A 22541-nucleotide genomic window follows, 5' to 3' on the forward strand; every position below is an offset into this window, starting at 1 on the left:
GTGGCCTCCAACACCCCTGCTCCGCATACCCCCTTCGATTACTTCGACACCTCGGGGGCGTCGAGCGCCGCCGGCGCGGACGGGGAGGAGTGGAACCCCACCGAGGACTCCCTGCGGGACCGGGGCCGTGCCGGCGGGCGCCACCGGGTCGTCAAGCAGCGCTCCAACTTCGCCCGCTCCTCCACCGTGCTCGGCGTCGGCGTCATCGCCGCGGTCGGCGCCGGCGGTCTGGCCACCGCCCAGGAGAGGCCGCCGGTCTCCATAGCGCTGCCGGACGTCGACCTGCCCGACGCCTCCGAACTGCCCGGCATCGGCGAGCTGATCGGCGCGGACGGCAAGGGGGCCGAGGGGGCCGAGGGGGCCGAGGGCTCGGGAGGGTCCGGGGGTTCCGACGTCGTCGCGGCCGGGCACCAGGCCCAGCCGCTCACCGCCTTCACGCTCGCCGGCACCGACCAGGCTTCCGGCACCGAGGCGTCCGAGGCCCGGACGCAGACCGACGCGGGCGAGGCGCTGCGCGCCCGCATCCTCCAGCAGGCCGAGCAGCAGCAGGCCGCCGCGGACGCCGCCGAGAAGGCGGCCGCGGAGAAGGCCGCCGCGGAGAAGGCGGCGGCCGAGGCCGAGACCCAGGCGAAGGCCGCGGAGCAGGCGGCCGCCGAGGCGAAGAAGAAGGCCGAGGAGGAGGCCGCGGCGAAGGCCGAGGCCGAGCGCCTGGCCAAGCTCGCCGCCAGCTACGCCCTGCCGACCTCCTCGTACACGCTCACCTCGACCTACGGCGAGTCCGGCTCCATGTGGTCCTCCGGCTACCACACCGGCCTGGACTTCGCGGCCCCCACCGGCACCCCAGTCAAGGCCGTCCACAGCGGCACCGTGAAGTCGGCGGGATGGTCCGGCTCGTACGGCTACCGGGTCGTCCTGGAGCTCCAGGACGGCACCGAGATCTGGTACGCGCACCTGTCGTCGATGACGGTGAGCGCGGGTCAGTCGGTCGGCACCGGCGAGACCATCGGCCGCGTCGGCGCCACCGGCAACGTCACCGGGCCCCACCTCCACCTGGAGGTCCACACCCCGTCCGGCGACGGCATCGACCCGGCGGCCTGGCTCCGCTCCAAGGGCCTGACCGTCTAGTCCGGCCTGGCCGGAATACGCCCGGCGACCTCGGGGGTTGACCGACTCATGACCACTCTTCGCCGGCTGGGCACGTCCGATCTCCACGTCTTCCCGCTCGCCCTCGGGGGCAACGTCTTCGGCTGGAGCGCCGATGAGGCGCAGTCCTTCGCCGTCCTCGACGCCTACGCCGCCGCGGGCGGCAACTTCGTCGACACCGCCGACGTCTACTCCGCGTGGGCCGAGGGCAACGAGGGCGGCGAGTCGGAGACCGTCATCGGCCGCTGGCTCGCCTCGCGCGGCAACCGCTCCGACGTCCTCGTCGCCACCAAGGTCGGCGCCCACCCCCAGTACAAGGGGCTGAGCGCCACGACCGTCAAGGCGGCTGCCGAGGAGTCGCTGCGCCGTCTCGGCACCGACTACATCGACCTCTACTACACGCACTTCGACGACGAGTCCGTGCCCGTCGAGGAGATCGTCACCGCCCTCGACCAGCTCGTGAAGGACGGCAAGGTGCGGGCCGTCGCCGCCTCCAACATCTCCCCCGAGCGGCTGCGCGCCTCCCTCGACTTCGCCGAGGCCGAGGGCCTGGCCCGCTATGTCGCCCTTCAGCCGCAGTACAACCTGGTGTCCCGGGACACCTACGAGGGCCCGCTGCTGGAGACCGTCGAACGGGCCGGGCTCGCCGCCGTGCCGTACTTCGGACTCGCCTCCGGCTTCCTCACCGGCAAGTACCGGCCGGGCGGCGCCGTCAGCAGCGTCCGCGCCGGCAGTGCCGCCAAGCACCTGGAGACCGAGCGCGGCCGGAAGGTGCTGGCCGCCCTCGACGCGGTCGCCGAGGCCCACGACGCCGAGCTCGCGAGCGTCGCCCTGGCCTGGCTGGCCTCCCGCCCGACCGTCGTCGCCCCGATCGCCTCGGCCCGCACGGTCGAGCAGCTCCCCGCCCTCGTGGCCTCCGCCGAGCTGCGCCTGACGGACGCGGAGCTCGCCACGCTGACGAAGGCGTCGGAGGGCCAGGCTGGGCCGGACGCCTGAGCCGGACGGTGAGCCGGACGGCTGAGTCGGACGCCTGGGCCGGACGCCTGGGCCGGACGCCTGGGCTGGACGCCCGCGCCCGATCAGCTCCGGTACGGGTTGTAGCCGCCGTAGTCCAGATACTGCGGCGGCACCCACACCCGGCCGGTGACCCGGGCCGCGTGGGTCAGCGCGGGCGAGGCGACCTGGCGGCGCTGCCACAGATGGTGCAGCAGCTCCTGCTCGCGGGCCGTGAAGTCCGGCGCCGCCTGTCCGCGACGGGCCCGGTGGCGCAGGAACGCCAGGGTCGTCGCGAACGCCTCGTACTCGCCGACGGCCTGCGCGCCCGGCTTGCCGAAGCTGCGGGCGGCGAAACCCCGGGCGAGGGCGCGGGCCCGCATCGAGGAGAGCGCCAGCGGCTCGTCGTGGGCGAGCCAGCCGGCCGTCGCGTAGGCCGGGAGCTCCCCGGATATCGTGCGCAGCTCCTGCTGCCGGCTCCATATCGCGAGCCAGGTGAGCAGCGCAAACACCGGCACCATGAACATCCCGTAGACCAGGACGAACGCCAGCGGGTGGAAGGTCGCCGAGCCGTTCCACAGGGCGTGCATGCCCATGGCCAGGAGCAGTCCGCCCAGCGGCAGCAGCACCAGGCGGGTGCGGCGGGCCCTGGCGGTGACCGGCAGCAGGGCGGCGAAGCCGAAGCCGAGGCCGGTGAGCGAGGTGAACAGCGGGTGCGCGAACGGGGACATGATGATCCGGACGAAGAACGTGCCGACCGTCACCGAGCCGAGACCGGCGGCGCCGAACTCCTGGTCCTCGCCGAAGGCGTTGCCGAGATAGAGGATGTTCTCGGTGAAGGCGAAGCCGGTGGCGGTGAACCCCGCGTAGACCAGCCCGTCGACCGGGCCCGTGAAGTCCCGGCGGCGGAAGAGGAAGAGCAGGAGCAGGGCGGCGCCCTTGGCCGTCTCCTCCACGACCGGCGCGACGGCGGTCGCGCCGAGCGTGTCGGCCGAGCCGGGATCCGCGGTGGCACTGCTGATCCACTCCACGGCGAAGGAGTTGGCGAGGATCGCGACCAGGGTGGAGGCGAACGCGCCCCAGGCGAGCGCGAACAGCAGGTTCTTCCAGGGAGCCGGCTCGACCCGGTCCAGCCAGCGGAACGCGGCCAGGAGCAGCGGCACCGGCAGCACCGCGAGGCCGAGGCCCACGAGGAAGCCCTCGGTGCCGGTCTGCTCCCGCACCATCGCGAGGATCGCCAGCGCGCACAGCGCGAGCGCGGCGATCAGCGCGACGGCCCGGAGCAGCCGGCTGCGCCAGAACGCCTTGCGCGGCTTGTAGCGCCACTTGGCACGCTCCGGGACGGCCGCGAAGTCCGGCTGGTCGCTCTCGAGCGCGGGCACGGGAGCGGGAGCGGGCACGAACGCGGGGGAGGGGGCGTCGGAGTGGGCGGGGACGGGCTCGGCGGCAGGACCGGCGATGGGGTTCGATGACACGCAACGACCCTAACGACGGTCACCGACAGCGGCGAGGGAGTTCCCTCAGCCTGTGGAAAACCGGCCCACCGCCCTGTGGACATCCGGGTCCCCACCGATGGAGGACCGGGCCGGCGAGTTCGGTTACCGGCGGCGGAAGAGCAGGTCGTGGACGACGTGCCCCTTGTCGAGCCCCTGGCCCTCGAAGCGGGTCAGCGGCCGGTACCCGGGCCGCGGGGCGTAGCCGCCGTCCTCCTGGGTGTTCTCGAAGTCGGGGTGCGCGGTCAGGACTTCCAGCATCTGCTCCGCGTACGGCTCCCAGTCCGTGGCGCAGTGCAGCACGCCGCCGTGCTTCAGCCGGGGGGCGAGCAGGGTGAGGAACTCGGGCTGGATGAGCCGGCGCTTGTGGTGGCGCTTCTTGGGCCAGGGGTCCGGGAAGTAGACCCGGCAGCCGGCGAGGGACTCCGGCGGGAGCATCTCGCGCAGCAGGATGATCGCGTCGCCGTTGGCGACCCGGACGTTGGTCAGGCCGTTGCGGTCCGCGAGGCCGAGCAGATTGCCCTGGCCGGGGGTGTGCACGTCCACGGCGAGGATGCCGGTGCCGGGATCGGCGGCGGCCATCTGCGCGGTGGCCTCGCCCATCCCGAAGCCGATCTCCAGGACGACCGGAAGGCCCCCGAACATCTCGTCCAGGTCGAGCACCCGCTTGCCGTCGATGTCGAGCCCCCAGTCGGGCCACCGCTTCAGCATGGCCTCGGCCTGCCCCGCGGTGACGCGGCTGCGGCGGGGCTGGAAGCTGCGGATCCGCCGCTCGAAGTGCGCGCCCGCCGGATCCGGCGAGGGCCCCTCGCCGGGTGCGAACATGCGGCTGCCGCGACGGGCGACGGGCTGCTCGGCAGGGGCGGTGTGCGGGGGGTTCTCAGGCTGCTCAGACACAATGTGCCGATTCTACGGGGCGGGCCCGCCCCGCGCCGGGCCATCGACCGCGCCCCTTGGGCCGCCGCCCGCGCCGCTCTCGTCCCTTACAGCAGCGCCAGGGCCCGGCCGGCCACCTCGCGGCCGATCGGGAGGGAGGCCGTCGCCGCCGGCGAGGGCGCGTTGAGCACATGGACCGTGCGGGCCGACTCGCGGATCAGGAAGTCGTCGACCAGCGTGCCGTCCTTCAGCACCGCCTGCGCCCGCACCCCGGGGGTCGCCCGGCGCAGGTCGCGCTCCTCGACGAGCGGCAGCATGCGCCGTACGGCCTCGGTGAAGGCGCGCTTGGAGAGGGAGCGGTGCAGCTCGCCCGCCCCGTAGCGCCAGTGCGCGCGGGCTATCGCCCAGCTTCCGGGCCAGGCGAGGGTGCCCGCGAGCTCGCGCGGGCGGACGACCGACCAGCCGTACCCCTCGCGGGCGAGCGCCGGGACCGCGTTCGGCCCGACGTGGACACCGCCGTCGATGCCGCGGGTCAGATGGACGCCGAGGAAGGGGAAGGCCGGGTCGGGCACCGGATACACCAGGCCGCGCACCAGCGAGGGGTCGGCCAGCTCGTAGTACTCGCCGCGGAAGGGGACGATCCGCATCTCCGGGTCGTCGCCGGCGAGCCGCGCCACCCGGTCGCAGTGCAGTCCCGCGCAGTTCACCAGGACCCGTCCGCGCACCACCCGCCCCGCGGCCGTGCGCACCGCGACGCCCCAGGGCCGCCGGTCGACGACGGTGACCTCCGAGCCGTACAGGATGCGGGCGCCCGACGCCTCGGCCAGCTTGGCGGCCACCGCCCCGTAGTCGACGATGCCCGTCGTGCCCACGTGGATCGCGGCCAGGCCCCGCACCCGCGGCTCGTACTCGCTGATCTGCGCCGGGCCGAGCTCGCGCACCGGGATCCCGTTCTCCCGGCCGCGCTGCACGAGCGCGTGCAGCCGGGGCAGCTCCTCACGGCCGGTGGCGACGATCAGCTTGCCCGTGACCTCGTGGGGGATGCCGTACTCCGCGCAGAACTTGACCATCTCGGCCGCGCCCTCGACCGCGAAGCGGGCCTTGAGCGAGCCGGGCCGGTAGTAGATCCCGCTGTGGATCACGCCGCTGTTCCGCCCGGTCTGGTGGCGGGCCGGCGCGTGCTCCTTCTCCAGGACCGTGACGCGGGTGCCGGGCGCGGCGCGCGTGATCGCGTACGCCGTCGACAGGCCGACGATCCCGCCGCCGATCACGAGCACGTCACAGTCATAGCGGTCCGCATCGGACACCAGCGCCACCTCCCACCCCTGATAGTGCACTGGCCCACTGACAACCGGCCTAAACCGCCCGCACCGTGGGACACGTGTCACGTCACGCGGGGGCCACGAGGAGCGGGCGGGCCCGCTCCCGCAGCTCCATGACCCGCGGCTCGTCCCCGTACGGCTCGAGCCGGTGCAGCAGGTCCCGTACGTACTCGGTGGTGCGGGCCGACGAGATCCGCCCGGCCACCTCCACCGCGCGCGTGCCGGCGGCGCAGGCCGCGTCCAGGTTGCCCGACTCCAGCTCGGCCACCGCCGACACCACCAGCCGCAGGCCGTGCGAGCGCACGTACTCCTCGGTGGGCCGGGACAGCGCCTGCTCGGTGAAGCGGCGCACCTGGCGGGGTGCCTTCAGGTCGCGGTAGCACTCGGCGGCGTCGGCACAGAAGCGGTCGTACGAGTAGAAGCCGAGCCAGGACGGGTCGGGGTCGCCGTCGCGGGAGCGTTCCAGCCAGCCCTCGGCGGCCTTGAGCGCGGCGGCGGCGGCCGCCCCGTCGCTCGCCTTGGCGTGCGCCCGGGCCTCGACGAGCCGGAAGAAGGACATGGTGCGGGCGGTGGCCAGACCCCGGTTGCGTTCGAGGGCGGCCTGGGCGAGGTCGACGCCCTCGTCGGCGAAGCCCCGGTAGGTCGCCTGGAGGGACATGGAGGCGAGGACGTAGCCGCCGAGCGGCACGTCGGCGGCGGCGCGGGCGAGCCGCAGGGCCTGGATGTAGTAGCGCTGCGCGGCCTCCTGCTGGCCGGTGTCGAAGGCCATCCAGCCGGCCAGCCGGGTCAGCTCGGCGGTCGCGCCGAACAGGGCGCGGCCGACCTCGTCCGAGTAGGAGCCGAGCAGCAGGGGCGCGGCGTCGACCCGTAAGCACTCGGGCACCATGGAGGAGCGCCAGTCGCCGCCGCCGTACTTGGAGTCCCAGCGGCGCGCGTCCTCCGCGGCCTCGCGGAGCTTGGCGACGTCGCTGTGCCCCACGCGCACGTGCTCCACGGCCTCGACGGCGCCGAGCCCGCCGGCCCCGCCGAGCCCGCCGGCCCCCGCGAGGGCGCCGGCTCCGGAGGCCGCTGCGCCCGCGCCGCCGGTGCCTCCGGTCCCGGCGGACGGGCCGGTGCCGGGTCCGGGGCCGGGGGCCGTCGCCGGGCGCGGGGCCCGGCGTTCCACCGACGGATCGGCGGGGGTGATCAGCCAGCGCGAGGCGGGCGTCGCGTAGGCGCTCACGGAGAAGGAGCCGGCGAGGGACTGCCATATGCCGCCGCCCCGCCGACCGGCGAGATCCAGCCGGTACAGCTCGGTGGCCGAGCGGACCGCCTCGCCGACGTCGCGCGGAAAGGCCAAGCCCACCTCGGGGGCGGGATCGGCGTCGGCGAGACCGATCTCGTGCAGCGGCACGGGCCGGCCGAGCTTCTGGCCGATGGCGGCGGCGATCAGGTGCGGGGCGGCGCCCTGCGGCACCATGCCCTTGGACACCCACCGGGCCACCGACGTCTTGTCGTAGCGAAGCGTCAGACCCCGCTGTGCCCCGAGGTCGTTGACGCGCCGGGCGAGCCCGGCATTGCTGATTCCCGCGAGGGCGAGAACCGTGCCGAGCTTTTCGTTCGGCCCGCGTTGCTCCCTGGACATGACGCCACCCCTCGACACGACACCCAGACGGCCGCCACGACGCCGGGCATAGGCGTGCGGCATTCGTAAGCACAGCGTAGTTCGCCGGATCCCGACCGTTAAGGGGCGGTGTTCCGTATGGCGAGATTGTTGTGGGATGGGATGAGCGCCGGATCCGCGGCCGTCCGTCGTGCTCCCGGTGTGTGGCCGTGCGCCCGCCCGTGCGCTCTCGCCGGGGTGGAGGAGGGAGCGCTTCCATGAGTGCTGCGTGGGTCGGCCCACTTGGCCGAGGACCGATGTCCCGGACGGGTGGGCTGGGGGACACCGTCGCCCCTTTCCCCGCGGGCGGCGGACGGCTCCGGGAGGCGAACGCCTCCCGGACTGCCCGAGTTCCGCCGCGTCTCACCACCGGTCCGGCACCGCCCCTTCCCCGGTTCTTCAGCGCCGCCCGGTGAGGAAACCCCTCGGCCGCCGAGGGGTTGAGAATGGCCGAAAGGCGACGGCGCTCAACTGGCCCATGCCAGGGGCGCATTCGCCCTTGGCGCGATGCCCCTCGTGATACCTCCCGTGCGCCGTTGTCATGGCAGCATGTCTCCACTCGACCTTTGTGGAGGCGGCGATGCGGTGGCTGGTGGGCTGGAGCAGTGTCGCCGCGCGCTTCGGCACCCACGGCGTGCACCAGGGGGCGCCGTTCGGCTCGGCCGGTGCCGTCGGCGACCCGGCCGAGGGGCGCACGGTGCACCCGGTGGGCGCGCAGCTCCTGTGGGGCGATCCCGATCCGCTGTGGGCGGTCGGCGACTGGCGCCCGGACGAGGTGCGTCTGGTCGCCGTCGACGAGCACACCCGCCTCGCCGTCCTCGGCTGCTGCGCCGCGAGCGACGACGAACTGCGGCGCGGCCTGCTGACCGCGCGCGGGGGCGCACTGCGGCATCTGACCGCGTGGCCCGGCAGCTACACCGCCGTCGTCAAGACGGGCCGCCGCATCACCGTCACCGGTGACCTCGCCGGCGCCCGGCCGGTCTTCCACACCCCCTGGGCGGGCGGTACGGCCTACGGCACCGCGGCCCTGCCGCTCGCCGACCTCACCGAGGCCCAGCTCGACATCGGACACCTCGCCGCCCTGCTCGCCTGCCCCGAGACGCCCGAGGCGCTGCGCGACTCCACCCCGTACGAAGGGGTGCGCCGGGTGCCGCCCGGCCACGCGCTGATCCTGCGCGAGGGCTCCCGCGAGATCACCGGCTACGAGACCGTCGCCTCGCTCGCCGTCGCCGCGCCCGAGGCCGACCCCCGGCAGGCCGTGGAGGCCGTGCGGGACGCCCTGGTCGAGGCCGTACGGGCCCGGCTGACGGCGCCCCGGCACGCCCCCGAGATGCCGCTGCCCGACCCGGGCCCGGTGCCCGGCATGGGGCCCGCCGACCGGCGCGCGGCCCGCGGGACCGGACCCGCGCCCGGGATCGGCGCCGATCTGTCCGGCGGCAGCGCCTCCGGCACCCTCGCCCTGCTCGCGGCCGGGCTCCCCGGCGTCCCCGGCACGATCCTCGGCCACGGCACCGGGGCGGGGGAGCGGCTCCTCGCCGTCACCTTCAACGACCTGGCCACGCCCGGCCGCACCGACGAACTCGAACGCGCCCGGGAGATCGCCGCCAACCCGCGGCTGCACCACGTGGTCGTCGCGGCCGGCGAGGAGGCCCTGCCGTACGCGGAGCTCGAAGGGCCCCTCACGGACGAACCGGGCCCCTCTCTGGTGTCGGCCGAACGGCACCGCAGGCGGCTCGCGGGCGGCAGCGCCGACCACTTCACCGGCTTCGGCGCCCGCCAGGTCCTCGACGCCCACCCGGCGCGCCTCGCCGACCTCCTGATGGACCGCCGCCGCCGCTCCCTGGTGCGTCCCGTCACGGCGCTCGCCAAGGCGACCGGCACCTCGGCGGGGGCGCTGCTGGTGCCGCTGACGGTCTACCGGGCGGCGCGGCGGCTCGCCCGTACGCCGTACCGCACCGGCCTGGAGGCCGCCGCCACCCGGGTCCTGGAGGCCAACCGCGCGCCCACCGGGGCCTACGGCCCCCTGGAGGCGTCCCTCTCCGCGCTCGCCTGGTCGCGGCCGGGGCCGGCGGCGCGCTGGCTGACGGGGGAGGCGCTGGCGGAAGTATCGGTTCGCCTGAACCGGGCGGCGACCCTGCCCACCTCCGTCCAGCGCCCGGGCGAGGCACGCGCGCGTGCCGCACTCGCCCGCGCCGCGGCCGACCACCGGATCCTGGAGCAGGCCGCGGAGATCCGCAGCCAGCGCCTGCACGCCCCCTTCCTGGACAACCAGGTCGTGCGGGCCTGCCGTGCCCTGCCCGAATCGCTGCGGGTCCAGCCCGACGCCCGCGCCGGCGTCCTGCGCACCGTCCTCGCCGGCGCCGGCATCCACGACCTGCCCTCCGGCTGGGGCGCCTCCCACCCCGCGGTCCCGGCCGCCGCCACCCGCGCCGGTCTGCGCGCCGCCCTCCCCCAGCTCCTGGCCCTCTTCGAGGCCCCGCTCCTCGCCGACGCGGGCCTGATCGAGGCCCGCGTGGTCCGCCGCGCCCTGCACGCCGCCGCCGACGGCGAACAGATCCCCCTCGACGGCCTCGCCGACCTGGTCTCCACCGAACTCTGGCTCCGCCGCCTCCTCTCCCGCCGCGGCTCCTGCTGGACCGGCACGGCGGCCCCGAAACACCGCGCGGTCCCGGGGCCGCTGATCCCGTCGGGGCGGTCCCTTCCGGCGTGAGGGGGCGGGCCAAGAGGTGATGGCCACGTGCACGAGGCCCCACCCCGCTGAGGGCGCGGGCGCCGTTCCCCGCTCCCCGCGCCCCTCGGCTGCGACCTCGACACCGGCGCGTTCTGACGTCCTCGCGCCCCTCTCAGGGGAACCCCCGACGGAAACCCCGAGGCGCCCGTCACCCCCACCCGCGACAATGATCCGGTGCGGTACCTCATCCTCGGCACCACCGAGGCCCTCGACGCCCGCGGCGCCCCCGTCCCCCTCGGCGGCGCCCGGTTGCGCGCGCTGCTCGCGGCGCTCGCGCTGCGCGGCGGGCGGGTCGTGTCCGTCGGGGAGCTCGTGGGCGACGTGTACGGGGACGAGCCGCCGCAGGACCCCGGCGCCGCGCTGCAGGCGCTCGTCGGACGACTCCGCAGGGTGCTCGGCAAGGACGCCGTCACGTCCGGCCCCGGCGGGTACGGGCTGGCCGCCGGGCCCGAGGACATCGATCTGTACGTCTTCGAGCGGCAGGTCCGCGACGCGGAGGCGCGCCTCGACGCGGGCGACCCCGAAGCCGCCGCCGCACTGCTGCGCACCGCCCTCGGCCTCTTCCGGGGGCCCGCGCTCGCCGATCTGCCCGAGCCCGCCGGCGTGCGCCCCGAGGCGCAGCGGCTGGCCGCGCTCCGCCGCCGTATCGAGGCCGACCTGCGGCGCGGTGCCACCGCCGGACTCGTCCCCGAGCTGACCGAGCTCACCGGCGCGTACGCGTACGACGAGACTTTCCACGCCCAGTTGATCCGCGCCCTGCGCGCCGAGGGGCGCCCGGCCGACGCCCTCGCCGCGTACGAGTCCGCCCGCCGCACCCTCGCCGACGGGCTCGGCGCGGACCCGGGCCCCGAGCTCACCGCCCTGCACGCCGAACTCCTGGCCGCCGAGGCACCCGCGCCCGCCCATGAGCCCGCGCCCGCGCCCCCGTCCGGCAATATCCGGCCCCGCCTCACCTCCTTCGTCGGCCGCGAGCCCGAACTGGCCGCCCTTCGTGCCGACCTCGCGCTCTCCCGGCTCGTCACCCTCACCGGACCCGGCGGCTCCGGAAAGACCCGCCTCGCCGAGGAGGCCGCCCTGCGGGCCGCGGGGCCCGCCGCCTGGATCGCCGAGCTCGCCCCGCTCGACGACCCCGACGCCGTACCGGGCGCCGTCCTCTCCGCCCTCCGTCTGCGCGAGACCAGCCTGATCACCCGCGAAGGACAGCCGCTCCACGACGATCCGACCGCCCAGCTCGTCGAGCACCTCGCCCGCCGTCCCCTCCTCCTCGTCCTCGACAACTGCGAGCACGTCATCGGCGCCGCCGCCGCCCTCGCCGAGACCCTCCTCACCCACTGCCCCGAGCTGCGCGTCCTCGCCACCAGCCGCGAACCCCTTGGTGTGCCCGGCGAATCCGTCCGCCCCGTCGAACCCCTCCCGCCGACCCCCGCCCACCGGCTCTTCGCCGAACGCGCCCGCGCCGTCCGGCCCGCCTTCCGCATCGAGGACGACCTGCCCGCCGTCGACGAGATCTGCCGCCGCCTCGACGGTCTGCCCCTCGCCATCGAGCTCGCCGCCGCCCGTCTGCGCCTGCTCACCCCGCGCCAGATCGCCGACCGCCTCGACGACCGTTTCCTTCTCCTCACCTCCGGCTCCCGCACCGCCCTGCCCCGCCAGCAGACCCTGCGGGCCGTCGTCGACTGGTCCTGGGACCTCCTCGACGCCGAGGAGCGCGACCTGCTCCGGCGGGTCTCCGTCTTCGCCGGCGGCTGGGACCTCGCCGCCGCCGAAGCCCTCGCCCCAGCCGCCCCCGGCCGGTCCGTAGGCCCCGACACCACCCACACCCTCGGCGGCCTCGTCGAGAAGTCCCTCGTCGTCGCCACCCCCACCGACGACGGCGAGATGCGCTACCGCCTCCTGGAGACCATCCACGAATACGCCGTGGAGCGCGCCGCCGAGACCCCGGAGCTGCTCGCCGCCGCCGAGGCCGCCCACACCGCCCACTTCACCGCCCTCGCCGAGCGGGCCGAACCCCTGCTGCGCTCGGGCGACCAGCTCCCCTGGATCGCCCGCGTCGAGCGCGACCTCGACAACATCCGCGCCGCCCTCCACCGCACCGTCGCCGCCGGCGACGAGCCCGCGGCCCTCCGGCTGGTCTTCGCCCTGGGCTGGTTCTGGTGGCTGCGGAACTACCGGGCCGAGGGCCTCGCCTGGACCGAGCGCGTGGTCCGCCTCGGCGACGACCCCGAGGACCCGGCCGACCCCCGCTACTGGCCCCGCATGCACCTGCGGATGCTGCACCTCTTCCTCGCCGTGGAGAGCCAGACCCTCCCCGCCTTCCGGGACGACCCGGAGGTCGCCGCGCTCGTCGCCCGCGTGCGCGCCGCCTTCGCCACCGACCCCGGGCCCGAGTCCGCCCGCTTCCCGGGCCTGCTGTGGCCCTTCACCGCGTACTTCACCGACGAGCCGGCCGAGGTCCGCGCCCTCCTCGACATCGCCGTCGCCAACGCCCGTCGGCACGGCGGCCCGTGGGAGATGGGCGTCACGCTGATGTTCCGTACGCACACGGTCATCGACATGCCCGGCGACACGCCCGAGGTCGACGACGACCTCGCCGAGCTGCGCGCGCTGTCCCGGCGGGTCGGCGACCGCTGGATGCGCGCCCAGGTCGCGAGCGCCGTCGGCGAGGCCACCATGCTCCGCGGCCGGCACGAGGAGGCCCGTGAGGCGTACGAGGAGGCGCTGGCCCTCGCCCGCGAGGTCGGCGCGCACGCCGAGGCGCCGTTCCTCATCGCCCGGCTCGCCGAACTGGACTTCCGCCTCGGCGACGTGACCGCCGCCGCCGAGGGACTGCGCGAGGCCATGGCGGTGGCCGAGCGCCACCACGTCCGCGACACCGAGACCTACGTCCGCTTCCTGCTGGCCGGGATCGCGCTGTACGGCGGGGACGTCGCCACCGCCCGCGCGCACATGGAGGCGGCGGGCGCGATGATCGGCGAGAGCACGCCGCCGCCGCACTTCCACGCCCTCGTGCTCGGACTCGCCGCCCGGGTCGAGGCGTACGAGGGGGCGGGACCGGCGGCCGTCGCGCAGGCCGCCGAGGCCCTGCGGATGGCGCGGGAAGCCCAGTGTGCCGACGTCTTCGCGGCCGGTCTCGCCGACGGCCTCGCCACCGCCCTCGCCCTCAGCGGCGAACCGGCCCCCGCCCTGAGCATCCTGACCGCCGTCGACGCCTGGCGGGGCGAGGTGCCCCGCGCCGCGCCGGAGCTGCGCGAGGCGGCGGAGGTCACCGCCCTGGCGCGCGCCGGACTCGCCCCCGACGCCTACGAGGCCGCGCGGGCCGCCGGCCGTGACCTCGACGCGGCGAAGGTCCTCGCCCTCGCGGAGCCGTACACCTCACCCCTCGCGGAGCCGTACACCTCGCGGGGACGGGTGGGGACGGGCCCGGCGGCAGCCGGACGCGGCGGCGGGCTCAGCGGCAACTGATCCGGGAGTTCGCCCAGTCCGCGACCGCCGCCCGGCCGAACGGCGTGTGCTCCTCGACGACGAGCCGCAGGGTGCGGCGGCCCGCGATGCCGACGTGCACCGGGACCGGGGCGACGCCGGGGCGGATCACGTCGGAGCGCCACAGCCGCCTGCCGTCGCCGTACACCGAGAAGCGCACACCGCCGACGCCGAGCGGGACGCTCATGTCGTCGAGGCCGGCGAGGGCTTCGAAGGTGGTGCACTGCCGGTTGAGGTCGATCAGGATCGAGGACGGGACGTGCACGCTCACCCCGTGCGCGTAGCGGCGGTCGCCCATCGACACGCTGGACCGCTGCCACATCCAACTGCTCTGCGCGAGGTCGACCTCCGGCTTGCTGCCGTCGCCGGCGATCCCGTACTGGAGCCGGTTGAGCGGGTAGACGGCCGGCCCGGTGGGCGTCGGCTTCGGCGTCACCTTCGGCAGCGTCCGCGACGGCCGTGGCCTCGGCTTCGGGGACGGCGTCGGCCGGGGGCTGGGCTTCGCGCTCGGCGTCGGCTCGGGGCTCGGGGAGGGCGGCGGAGCCGGTACGGGCGGGGGCACCGGCTTCGGCGTGGGCGAGGGCGGCGGCGGGGTCGGCTTCGGCGCGGGCGCCGGTGGTGCGACGGGCACGACGGCCGTCGGCGTCGCCGCGGGCTGGGCGACGGGCTCCGTATCGGAACCGGTCAGCGCCCAGACCAGGCCGGCGGTCGCGGCGACGGCGGCGACGGCCGCGATGCCGGCCTTCGCCGGGATGCCCAGCCCCTCGGCGGCGGCGGCCGAGGAGGCCCCGGCCGCGCCGCTGGTGGTGCCCGTGCCCGTGGCGGCCGCCGCCGCCCCGGCCGCGCCCGCACCGGCGGCGCCGCCGGCCGCGATGCCCGCGGCCTTGAGCGAATATCCGGCGGCGAACCAGCCGATGACGGCGACCGGCAGCAGCGCGGGGATCCCGGCGTTCACATGCGCCAGCTCACCGGCGGCGAGACGGCACTTGGCGCACTCGTCGAGGTGCTTGCGCAGGCCCCGCTCGGCCCGCATCCGCAGACCGCCGCGCGCGAACGCGCCGAGCCGGTCGGCATAGCGGGCGCAGTCGCCGCCCGCGGTGAGCGACTGGCTGACATGGGCCTGGAGATATGCCTGCTTGAGGCCCTCGCGGGCCCGGCTGGCGAGCACCGCGGTCGCGTTGGCGGTCAGGCCGAACAGCGGCGCGACCTCGCTCGGCGACTCCTCCTCGACCGTGGTGTGCCACAGCACGGCCTGCCAGCGCTCCGGAAGCGACCGGAACGCCTGCATGGCGAGCGACTGCTCGGCCTCGTGCATGGCCCGGACGTCCGCGCCCAGGTCCAGGGTGTCGTGGTCGGAGACCTCTGCGGCCCGGGCGGCGTCCTCGGCGAACACCGCGAAGTCCTCGACCAGGTGCTCGCGCTTCTGGGTCCGGGTCCAGGTGGCGGCCACCCGCCGCACACTGGTCAGGAGGTAGGCGCGCACCGCCTGTTCCGGCCCGGCGCCGCCCCGTACCGCCTGCAGGGTGCGGGCGAAGACCTCGGCCGTCAGATCGTCGGCGGTGTCCGCGTCCCGGCAGCAGCTCCGCGCGTAGCGGCGGACGGCGGCGGAGTGCCGGCGGAACAGCTCCTCGTACGCCCCGTCGTCCCCCTCCCGCATCCGCTGGACGAGCTCCGCGTCGGACGGCGGCAGCTCGCGCGGCGGCGGCAGTACGGATCCGGACTCGACGGCCCCGTCGGCGGCGGGCTGGACCGCGGCACCGCCCTCGCGCTGCTGCGGCACACCTGCCTCGGCCGCCATGCCCACGGGGTCACCGGTGATGCCGGAGGAGCCGACCGGGCCGCCCTGGCTGGGCACCTGGGCCGGGGGCCGGCTCACGGCCTCCGCGGTGCCGCCCTCTCCGCCCAGCGTCTCGTCCCGACTGTCACCGCTCATCGCGGAAGCCCCCGTATGCACGCTCGGACCGAATACCGGCCCAGCCTGCCACAGAGCGCGGGCACGCCGAACCCCCGCGTCCACTTACCACTCGTCCGGGGCGACTTCCCGTGTCCGGGCGTAACCGCTCATCCGTTCGTGTCATGCTCGACGGTCCACCCGGACCCTCGACGCGCCACCCCGGTACCGGTGTCGGAGCGGTGAGGCGCCACCGCCTCACCGCGCGCCGCGACTCACCGCGCTACCGCGAGCGCAGCCCCTCCAGAAGGATGTCGAGGAGACGGGCCGACGCCGCCGCCTGCTGGGCCGCGTCCGGCAGCGCCGGCGCGGCGGTGGCTATGACCAGCAGGACGTCGGACACCGTCACGTCCGTCCGCAGCTCGCCCGCCTCACGCGCCCGCTCCACCAGCCGGCCCACGACCTCCAGGAGCTCCGAGGCCCCGGCGTCGTCCTGCTCGGCCGCCGGCACCGCGCGCGGCGCGACCACCCGCTGGTCGGCGTGCTCCCCGAGCCCGTTGGCCCCCGCGGCACCGGCGGCGCCCGGGACGGAGGCCCGCTGCTGCGGCACCCGCGCCTCGTCCTCCGCCGCCCCCGCGGGCAGTGTCACCTCGTCGACGCCCACCCGCAGCACCTGCGGCGGCAGCAGCCGGCCGGCACCGGAGGCGACCGAGGTCCGCAGGAACCGGGACAGCGCCGACCACGGCTCGTCCTCCTGGCCGAGGGCGGTCCGCGCCTGCTCCGTGAGCCGCGCCGTCTCCTCCTCGGCTATCCGCCGGACCAGCACGTCCTTGCTCGGGAACCGGCGGTACACGGTGCCGACACCGACCCGGGCGCGCCGCGCCACGTCCTCCATCGGAGCCCCGTAACCGAGCTCCCCGAACACCTCGCGCGCGGCCCGCAGCACGTGCTCCAGATTCCGCTGCGCGTCCACCCGCAGCGGCGCGGAACGCCCGTTCGGCACCGTCTGCGTCGCCGTACGGACCTGGCCGTACGAATCCTGAATCTGCATAAGCGTTCCCCCGCTCATGATGTCTCCCCCCGGAGACTCCCCGCCCTGACACGGGGTCCGACCGAGCCGCGCTCAAGGGTCCACGCGCGGTGATCCGACATCCCGACGAAGTACGAACATAGTTGAGTCGGGGTCAATTCAGAAGGGGCAGTTCCGCACGGTGCGCCCCCCGATCGGAGCAAGGACCCGGACCCTCCCGATTCCGGCCCCGCGCCGCACCCGCCACCCCCTCCCTGACCTGCGCACTTCCCCGCGCGGCCGGTTCCTTCGCCACCCCGCGCCTCCGTACCCCTCCGGTCACACAATTTGCCGGGCCTGTGGACAAACCCCGGTCGGCGTTGCGTCATGGGACAGTGACCGAACCTGTGCGCATTCTCGTTGTCGGCGGCGGCTACGTCGGGATGTACACCGCGCTGCGCCTGCAGCGGCAGCTCAAGGCGGAGCTCAGAAGCCACGCGGTCGAGATCACGGTGGTCACCCCCGAGCCGTACATGACGTACCAGCCGTTCCTGCCCGAGGCGGCCGCCGGCTCCATCTCCCCGCGCCATGTCGTCGTCCCGCTCCGCCGCGTCCTCGACCGCTGCCGGATCGTCATCGGCGAGGTCCACTCCATCGACCACGCCGAGCGCACCGCGACCCTCTCCACCCTCGCCACCGAGGAGGAGGGCGCCGGGCACGTCCGGCTCGGCTACGACGAGCTCGTCATCGCCCCCGGCTCGGTCTCCCGCGCCCTCCCGGTCCCCGGCCTCGCCGACCACGGCATCGGCTTCAAGACCGTCGAGGAGGCCATCGGCCTGCGCAACCACGTCATCGAGCAGATGGACATCGCCTCCTCCACCCGCGACCCCGCCCTCCGCGACGCCGCCCTCACCTTCGTCTTCGTCGGCGGCGGCTACGCGGGCGTCGAGGCCCTCGCCGAACTCGAGGACATGGCCCGCTACACCGCCCGCTACTACCACAACCTCAAGCCCGAGGACCTGCGCTGGGTCCTCGTCGAGGCCACCGACCGGATCCTGCCCGAGGTCGGCGAGGAGATGGGCCGCTACGCCATCCGCGAGCTGCGCGCCCGCAACATCGACGTCCGTCTCGGCACCCGCCTCGAATCCTGCGAGAACCGCGTCGCCGTGCTCTCCGACGGCACCCGGCTCCCCACCCGTACCGTCGTGTGGACCGCCGGCGTCAAGCCCGCGCCGCTGGTCGCCGCCACCGACCTGCCCCGCAACGAACGCGGTCGGCTCCGCTGCACCGCGTACCTCACCGTCGACGGGGTCGAACACGCCTGGGCCGCCGGCGACGCCGCCGCCGTCCCCGACGTCACGGCCGAAGAGCCGGGCCGGGAATGCGCCCCCAACGCCCAGCACGCCGTCCGCCAGACCAAGGTGCTCGCCGGGAACATCGCCGCCTCCCTGCGCGGCCAGCCGCTCGAGGAATACGCGCACCGGTACGCCGGCTCCGTGGCCTCCCTCGGCCTGCACAAGGGCGTCGCCCATGTCTACGGGCGCAAACTCAAGGGCTACCCGGCCTGGTTCATGCATCGCGCCTACCACCTCAGCCGGGTCCCCACCTTCAACCGCAAGGCCCGCGTCCTGGCCGAATGGACCCTGTCCGGCCTCTTCAAACGCGAGATCGTCTCCCTCGGCTCCCTGGAACACCCCAGGGCCGAATTCGAACTGGCCGCCGCACCGCCCCCCACGCCGAAGGACAGGTCCCCGGGCGACAACCCGGGCGAGTCTTCGGCCTGACATCACTGTCAGTGCACTCGTCCACACTGGACGTGTGACCATAGGTGGGCTCACACCTGCACAGAGTGACTCTGCACGGCAACGACACCACGAGGCATACAGATCCGTGAACTTCACCCGTTGGAGCGCCCGTCTCCCCGGTACGCAGCGCCGAGCGGCGGCCCGGGGGACGGAAGGCGCCGTGCCCGCGGCCCGCGGTGAGTACGGGCCCCGGCCGGACCACCCCGCCGACGCCGCCGCAGACGTCCCCGCCCTCGAGGACTTCACCGTCCGCGAGATCGTCGGCCGCCTTCCCGGCCTGGTCGCGCTCGTGTACGGCCCCGAGCACCGCATCGCCTACGTCAACGACGCGTACGCCGCCGCCTTCGGGCCCCGCCCCGCCGGGGCCACCGTCGCCGACACCTGCCCCGAGGCGGAGGAGCTCGGCCTGCTCCCGCTGCTCGACCAGGTCCTGCGCAGCGGCAAGCCCCGCACGGTCAAGTCCCGCCGCACCCAGGACGGCGGCTCCTACACCGTCACCTGCCTGCCCGTGGAGAGCCCCCGGCTCGCCGACGGCGGCGTCCTCGTCCACGCCGCCGACGTCACCGACCACGCCGAGGCCGCCGAGCGGCTCCGCGCCAGCGAGCGCCGCCACCGCGAGACCGCCGTCACCCTCCAGCGCTCCCTGCTCCCGCAGGAGCTGGAGCAGCCCGACGACCTGCGGATCGCCGCCACGTACCAGCCCGGCGGCACCGACGCGGCGGTCGGCGGCGACTGGTACGACGTCATCACCCTCGGCGCCGGCCGCACCGCCCTCGTCATCGGCGACGTCATGGGCCGCGGCGTCCGCGCCGCCGCCGTCATGGGCCAGCTCCGCACCGCCGTCCGCGCCTACGCCCGCCTCGACCTGCCGCCGCACGAGGTCCTCCAGCTCCTCGACGGGCTCGCCGCCGAGATCGACGCCAGCCAGATCGCCACCTGCGTCTACGCCGTCCACGACCCCAACGAGGGCAAGCTCGTCTACGCCTCCGCCGGCCACCTGCCGATCCTCGTCCGCGACGAGGACGGCACCGTCCGCCGCGCCGAGGACCCCACCGGGCCGCCGCTCGGCACCGGCGGCTGGCTCCACACCTCCGGCACCATCGCCCTGCCGCCCGGCTCCACCGCCGTCCTCTATACGGACGGCCTGGTCGAGCGGCGCCGCGAGGACATCGACGAGGGCGTCGCCGCCCTGGAGCGCGCCCTGTCCGGCGCCACCGGCACCCCGCAGGTCGTCTGCGACCGCCTGCTGCGCTCCCTCGGCGTCACCGCCGAGCACGACGACGACGTCGCCGTGCTCGTGCTCCAGCACCCCGCCCGCACGGGAGCCGACGCCGAGCTGTTCCACAACGCGGCCCTGGAGCTCCTCGGCGGCGTCGAGGCGGCACCACGCGCGCGTGCCTTCGCCTCCGGCGTCCTCGCGAGCTGGCGCTTCCCGGTGGAGCTGCGCGACCTCGGCGTCCTCGCCACCAGCGAGCTGGTGGCGAACTCCCTCCAGCACGGCACCCCGCCCATGCGCCTGCGCCTGCGCCGCACCGACCGCCGCCTGATCATCGAGGTGACGGACGGGGACGACCACCTGCCGCGCCGCCGCAGGGCGGAAACGGAGGACGAGGCGGGTCGCGGGATCTCGATCATCGCGACGATCGCCTCGTCCTGGGGCAGCCGCCGCACTCCGGGCGGCGGCAAAGCGGTGTGGTGCGAGTTCGCCCTGCCGGACGCGCCGTAAGGCACCTCAGGCGGCGGCGGTCTCCTTCGCCGGCTCGTGCCGGGCCACGATCTTCGACGGCCTGGCGGCGAGCGACGGCTGGTTCTGCGCCGGCGTCAGCCGCTTGCCGAGCCGGACCGCCAGCACGGTGATGCCGAGCGAGAACAGGACGAAGGTGACGATGTACGGCCCGTGCAGCGAGGCACCCATGGGGCCGCCGACCGCGGGGCCGACCGCCAGCGCCAACTGCTTCACCAGGGCGAAGGCCGAGTTGTACGTCCCCACCATCGACTCCGGCGCCAGATCCGCCACCAGCGGCGCGACCGTCGGCGACAGCATGGCCTCACCGAGGCCGAACAGCGCGTACGTGGAGACGAACGCCGCCGTCGCCATCGCCTGGCTGCCGTGGCCCAGGCCCGCGTACCCGGCGCACAGCCACGCCACGGTCCAGATCAGACCCACCGCGGCGATGACCCGGGTCCGCCTGCGGCGCTCGACGAACTTCAGCACCAGGAACTGCGCGGCCACGATGACCGCCGTGTTGGCGGCCAGGGCGATGCCGAGCGTCGACGGCGCGATCCCGGCGGCCTCCGTGCCGTACGCGGCGAGGCCCGACTCGAACTGCCCGTAGCAGGCGAAGAAGAGCACGAAGCCCAGCACGCACAACTGCACCATCGCCTTGTGCCCGAGCAGCGTCCGCACGGCGCCGCCCTTCGCGGCGGCCGGCCGCGCGCCCTGGAAGGCGGGCGACTCCGGCATCCGCACGGTCAGCACGATGCCCGCGAGCACCAGGAACATCGCCGACTCGATGGAGAACAGCAGGAGGAAGCTGCCGGGGCGGCTCTCGTCGACGAGCTGGCCGCCGATCAGGCCGCCGACGCCCAGGCCGAGGTTCTGCAGGAAGAACTGCATGGCGAACGAGCGGGTGCGGGTGGTCGGCGTCGAGCACCACACGATCATCGTCGCGAGGGCCGGCTGCATCACCGCGGTACCGGCGCCGAGCAGCGCGGCGGACCCGACGGCCGCGGCCACGGAGGACGCGAAGCCCATCCCGACCGCGCCCAGCGCGGCCAGCAGCGAGGCGACGAGCAGCACGGGCACGGGCCCGCGCCGGTCGACCGCCCGCCCGCTGAAGGGCAGGACGACGAGTGCGGCCATGGCGAAGGCGGCCAGGACGACACCCGCCGTGCCCGCGCCCAGATCCCGCACCTGAGCGACGTACACATAGAGGTACGGCACGGTGAAGCCGAGTCCGAACGCGCTCAGCGCGCTGCCTGCCTGAATCCGGCGCATCGCCGCGCCCATCGCCTTGGTCACGCTCACCCACTTCGGTCGCGGGTTCAGGTCTGTAGCCCTGAACCCTGAAGACTTCAACACTAAAGTTCGATGCTTAAAGATACACATAGAAGGACTTCAACGCCAACGAGCTCCGTGGGATACTCGGCCGCATGTCCGACACCCCCGCGCCGTCCGGCACCCAGGCCCCCCAGGAGCCGAGCCTCGACGAGCAGATCGCCGCCTACCAGCGCGAGTTCCGCGACCTCGATCCCCAGGTCGAGAAGGTCGTCTCCGCCCTGGGCCGGCTGAACCGCCGGATGAACGTGGCGTACGGCCGCCAGGTCGCCGACCTCGGCATCAGCAACGCGGAGTGGGAGGTCCTCAAGACCCTGGTGCTCTCCGGCGCCCCCTATCGCCTGGGCCCCGGCGAGCTGGCCAAGCGCCTCGGCCTCACCCCGGCCGCGATGACCCACCGCATCGACCGCATGGCGGGCGAGGGCCTGGTCACCCGCGACCGGGACGAGAACAACCGGGTCCGCGTGATCGTCGAGCTGACGGACGAGGGCCGCCAGAAGTGGCTCGAGGCCATGCGTATGGCGACCGACTTCGAGGAGGAGCTCCTCCAGGACCTCTCCACGGAGGAGCGCGGCCTGCTCGGCGAGATGCTGATCCGCCTCCTGCGCCGGGTGGAGCTGACCCAGCCGGACGCCGGCGGCCGACTGACGGACCTGGACTGACGGACCGGGCCGAGGAGGCTCCCTTGGGGGGCCTTGACACGCCCCTCGGGCGTGCGTAGTGTTCTCCGAGTTGTCGCGGGGCCGGAACGGTTCTCCGACAGCCACTCCCGCCGCAGTAGCGGCACTCAACTCCGCACGATCTCCCAACCGGGACGAATATCGGCATGCCGAAATTCATTTCGAAAGGCTCGATTATGGGCCGCCGGGGAAATCCGCTAGAGTTTGAGACGTCGGAACGGCCCAACAGCCGCGAAGACAACTCCCGCTGACCGGGAATCAGGCCCGAAAGGATCTGATAGAGTCGGAACCGCCGGAAGGGCCCGGAGCGAAAGCGAAAGGGACCGGAAAGCACCGAGGAAATCGGATCGGAAAGATCTGATAGAGTCGGAAACGAAGGAAGCGCCCGGAGGAAAGCCCGCGAGGGTGAGTACAAAGG

Annotated in this window: 14 protein-coding genes; 7 read left to right on the forward strand and 7 right to left on the reverse strand. The window is 74.7% G+C overall.

Annotated features, from left to right (window positions below):
- Both ABZ135_RS34445 and ABZ135_RS34450 read left to right on the forward strand, forming a co-directional pair.
- On the forward strand, positions 1-1125 hold the full coding sequence (locus ABZ135_RS34445) for a M23 family metallopeptidase (RefSeq protein ID WP_356701573.1): 1125 nt from the start codon (positions 1-3) through the stop codon (positions 1123-1125).
- Between the two features lie 48 nt (positions 1126-1173).
- On the forward strand, positions 1174-2139 hold the full coding sequence (locus ABZ135_RS34450) for an aldo/keto reductase (protein WP_356701574.1): 966 nt from the start codon (positions 1174-1176) through the stop codon (positions 2137-2139).
- A gap of 83 nt (positions 2140-2222) precedes the next feature.
- Here ABZ135_RS34450 and ABZ135_RS34455 read toward each other — a convergent pair whose 3' ends face one another.
- The 4 genes from ABZ135_RS34455 to ABZ135_RS34470 all read right to left on the reverse strand — a co-directional run bounded on the left by ABZ135_RS34455 (position 2223) and on the right by ABZ135_RS34470 (position 7451).
- Positions 2223-3536, reverse strand: a complete 1314-nt coding sequence (locus tag ABZ135_RS34455; protein ID WP_356701593.1) for a PrsW family intramembrane metalloprotease — start codon at positions 3534-3536, stop codon at positions 2223-2225.
- A 198-nt stretch (positions 3537-3734) separates the two neighbouring features.
- On the reverse strand, positions 3735-4454 hold the full coding sequence (gene trmB, locus ABZ135_RS34460) for a tRNA (guanosine(46)-N7)-methyltransferase TrmB (protein ID WP_356701595.1): 720 nt from the start codon (positions 4452-4454) through the stop codon (positions 3735-3737).
- Positions 4455-4612: 158 nt separating this feature from the next.
- Complete coding sequence (gene lhgO / locus ABZ135_RS34465; protein ID WP_356701576.1) at positions 4613-5812, reverse strand: L-2-hydroxyglutarate oxidase; 1200 nt, start codon at positions 5810-5812, stop codon at positions 4613-4615.
- 82 nt (positions 5813-5894) lie between these two features.
- Positions 5895-7451: an MFS transporter gene (locus tag ABZ135_RS34470; RefSeq protein WP_356701578.1), complete on the reverse strand. Its 1557-nt coding sequence runs from the start codon at positions 7449-7451 to the stop codon at positions 5895-5897.
- A 598-nt stretch (positions 7452-8049) separates the two neighbouring features.
- On the opposite strand from ABZ135_RS34470, the gene ABZ135_RS34475 reads away from it, so the two are divergent.
- Both ABZ135_RS34475 and ABZ135_RS34480 read left to right on the forward strand, forming a co-directional pair.
- Positions 8050-10179, forward strand: coding sequence for an asparagine synthase-related protein (locus tag ABZ135_RS34475; RefSeq protein WP_356701579.1), 2130 nt, complete (start codon positions 8050-8052; stop codon positions 10177-10179).
- A gap of 195 nt (positions 10180-10374) precedes the next feature.
- Complete coding sequence (locus ABZ135_RS34480) at positions 10375-13662, forward strand: BTAD domain-containing putative transcriptional regulator (RefSeq protein WP_356701581.1); 3288 nt, start codon at positions 10375-10377, stop codon at positions 13660-13662.
- On the opposite strand, the gene ABZ135_RS34485 is transcribed toward ABZ135_RS34480, so the two are convergent.
- Together ABZ135_RS34485 and ABZ135_RS34490 are read right to left on the reverse strand one after the other, a co-directional pair.
- On the reverse strand, positions 13649-15613 hold the full coding sequence (locus ABZ135_RS34485; RefSeq protein ID WP_356701583.1) for a sigma-70 family RNA polymerase sigma factor: 1965 nt from the start codon (positions 15611-15613) through the stop codon (positions 13649-13651). The two genes, ABZ135_RS34480 and ABZ135_RS34485, sit on opposite strands and share 14 nt — an antisense overlap.
- A gap of 241 nt (positions 15614-15854) precedes the next feature.
- On the reverse strand, positions 15855-16622 hold the full coding sequence (locus ABZ135_RS34490; protein WP_356701585.1) for a helix-turn-helix domain-containing protein: 768 nt from the start codon (positions 16620-16622) through the stop codon (positions 15855-15857).
- 317 nt (positions 16623-16939) lie between these two features.
- Here ABZ135_RS34490 and ABZ135_RS34495 point away from each other — a divergent pair, with 317 nt between their 5' ends.
- Positions 16940-18364 carry an NAD(P)/FAD-dependent oxidoreductase gene (locus tag ABZ135_RS34495; protein ID WP_356701587.1) on the forward strand — a complete coding sequence of 475 codons (1425 nt, stop codon included), beginning with the start codon at positions 16940-16942 and terminating at the stop codon, positions 18362-18364.
- A gap of 106 nt (positions 18365-18470) precedes the next feature.
- Positions 18471-20111, forward strand: coding sequence for a SpoIIE family protein phosphatase (locus ABZ135_RS34500; RefSeq protein WP_356701589.1), 1641 nt, complete (start codon positions 18471-18473; stop codon positions 20109-20111).
- Positions 20112-20117: 6 nt separating this feature from the next.
- On the opposite strand, the gene ABZ135_RS34505 is transcribed toward ABZ135_RS34500, so the two are convergent.
- Positions 20118-21395, reverse strand: coding sequence for an MFS transporter (locus ABZ135_RS34505; protein WP_356701597.1), 1278 nt, complete (start codon positions 21393-21395; stop codon positions 20118-20120).
- A gap of 143 nt (positions 21396-21538) precedes the next feature.
- On the opposite strand from ABZ135_RS34505, the gene ABZ135_RS34510 reads away from it, so the two are divergent.
- On the forward strand, positions 21539-22105 hold the full coding sequence (locus tag ABZ135_RS34510) for a MarR family transcriptional regulator (protein WP_356701591.1): 567 nt from the start codon (positions 21539-21541) through the stop codon (positions 22103-22105).
- Positions 22106-22541: the final 436 nt, after the last annotated feature.

It is taken from the genome of Streptomyces sp. NPDC006339, from assembly GCF_040612775.1.
Classification (GTDB): domain Bacteria; phylum Actinomycetota; class Actinomycetes; order Streptomycetales; family Streptomycetaceae; genus Streptomyces.

What these genes read in the sequence shown, in the direction of transcription:
- ABZ135_RS34450 (WP_356701574.1), top strand. Translation starts at nt 1,174, where the DNA reads ATGACCACTCTTCGCCGGCTGGGCACGTCCGATCTCCACGTCTTCCCG.
- trmB (WP_356701595.1), bottom strand. Translation starts at nt 4,454, where the DNA reads ATGTTCGCACCCGGCGAGGGGCCCTCGCCGGATCCGGCGGGCGCGCAC.
- ABZ135_RS34470 (WP_356701578.1), bottom strand. Translation starts at nt 7,451, where the DNA reads ATGTCCAGGGAGCAACGCGGGCCGAACGAAAAGCTCGGCACGGTTCTC.
- ABZ135_RS34475 (WP_356701579.1), top strand. Translation starts at nt 8,050, where the DNA reads ATGCGGTGGCTGGTGGGCTGGAGCAGTGTCGCCGCGCGCTTCGGCACC.
- ABZ135_RS34485 (WP_356701583.1), bottom strand. Translation starts at nt 15,613, where the DNA reads ATGAGCGGTGACAGTCGGGACGAGACGCTGGGCGGAGAGGGCGGCACC.
- ABZ135_RS34490 (WP_356701585.1), bottom strand. Translation starts at nt 16,622, where the DNA reads ATGCAGATTCAGGATTCGTACGGCCAGGTCCGTACGGCGACGCAGACG.
- ABZ135_RS34505 (WP_356701597.1), bottom strand. Translation starts at nt 21,395, where the DNA reads ATGGGCGCGGCGATGCGCCGGATTCAGGCAGGCAGCGCGCTGAGCGCG.
- ABZ135_RS34510 (WP_356701591.1), top strand. Translation starts at nt 21,539, where the DNA reads ATGTCCGACACCCCCGCGCCGTCCGGCACCCAGGCCCCCCAGGAGCCG.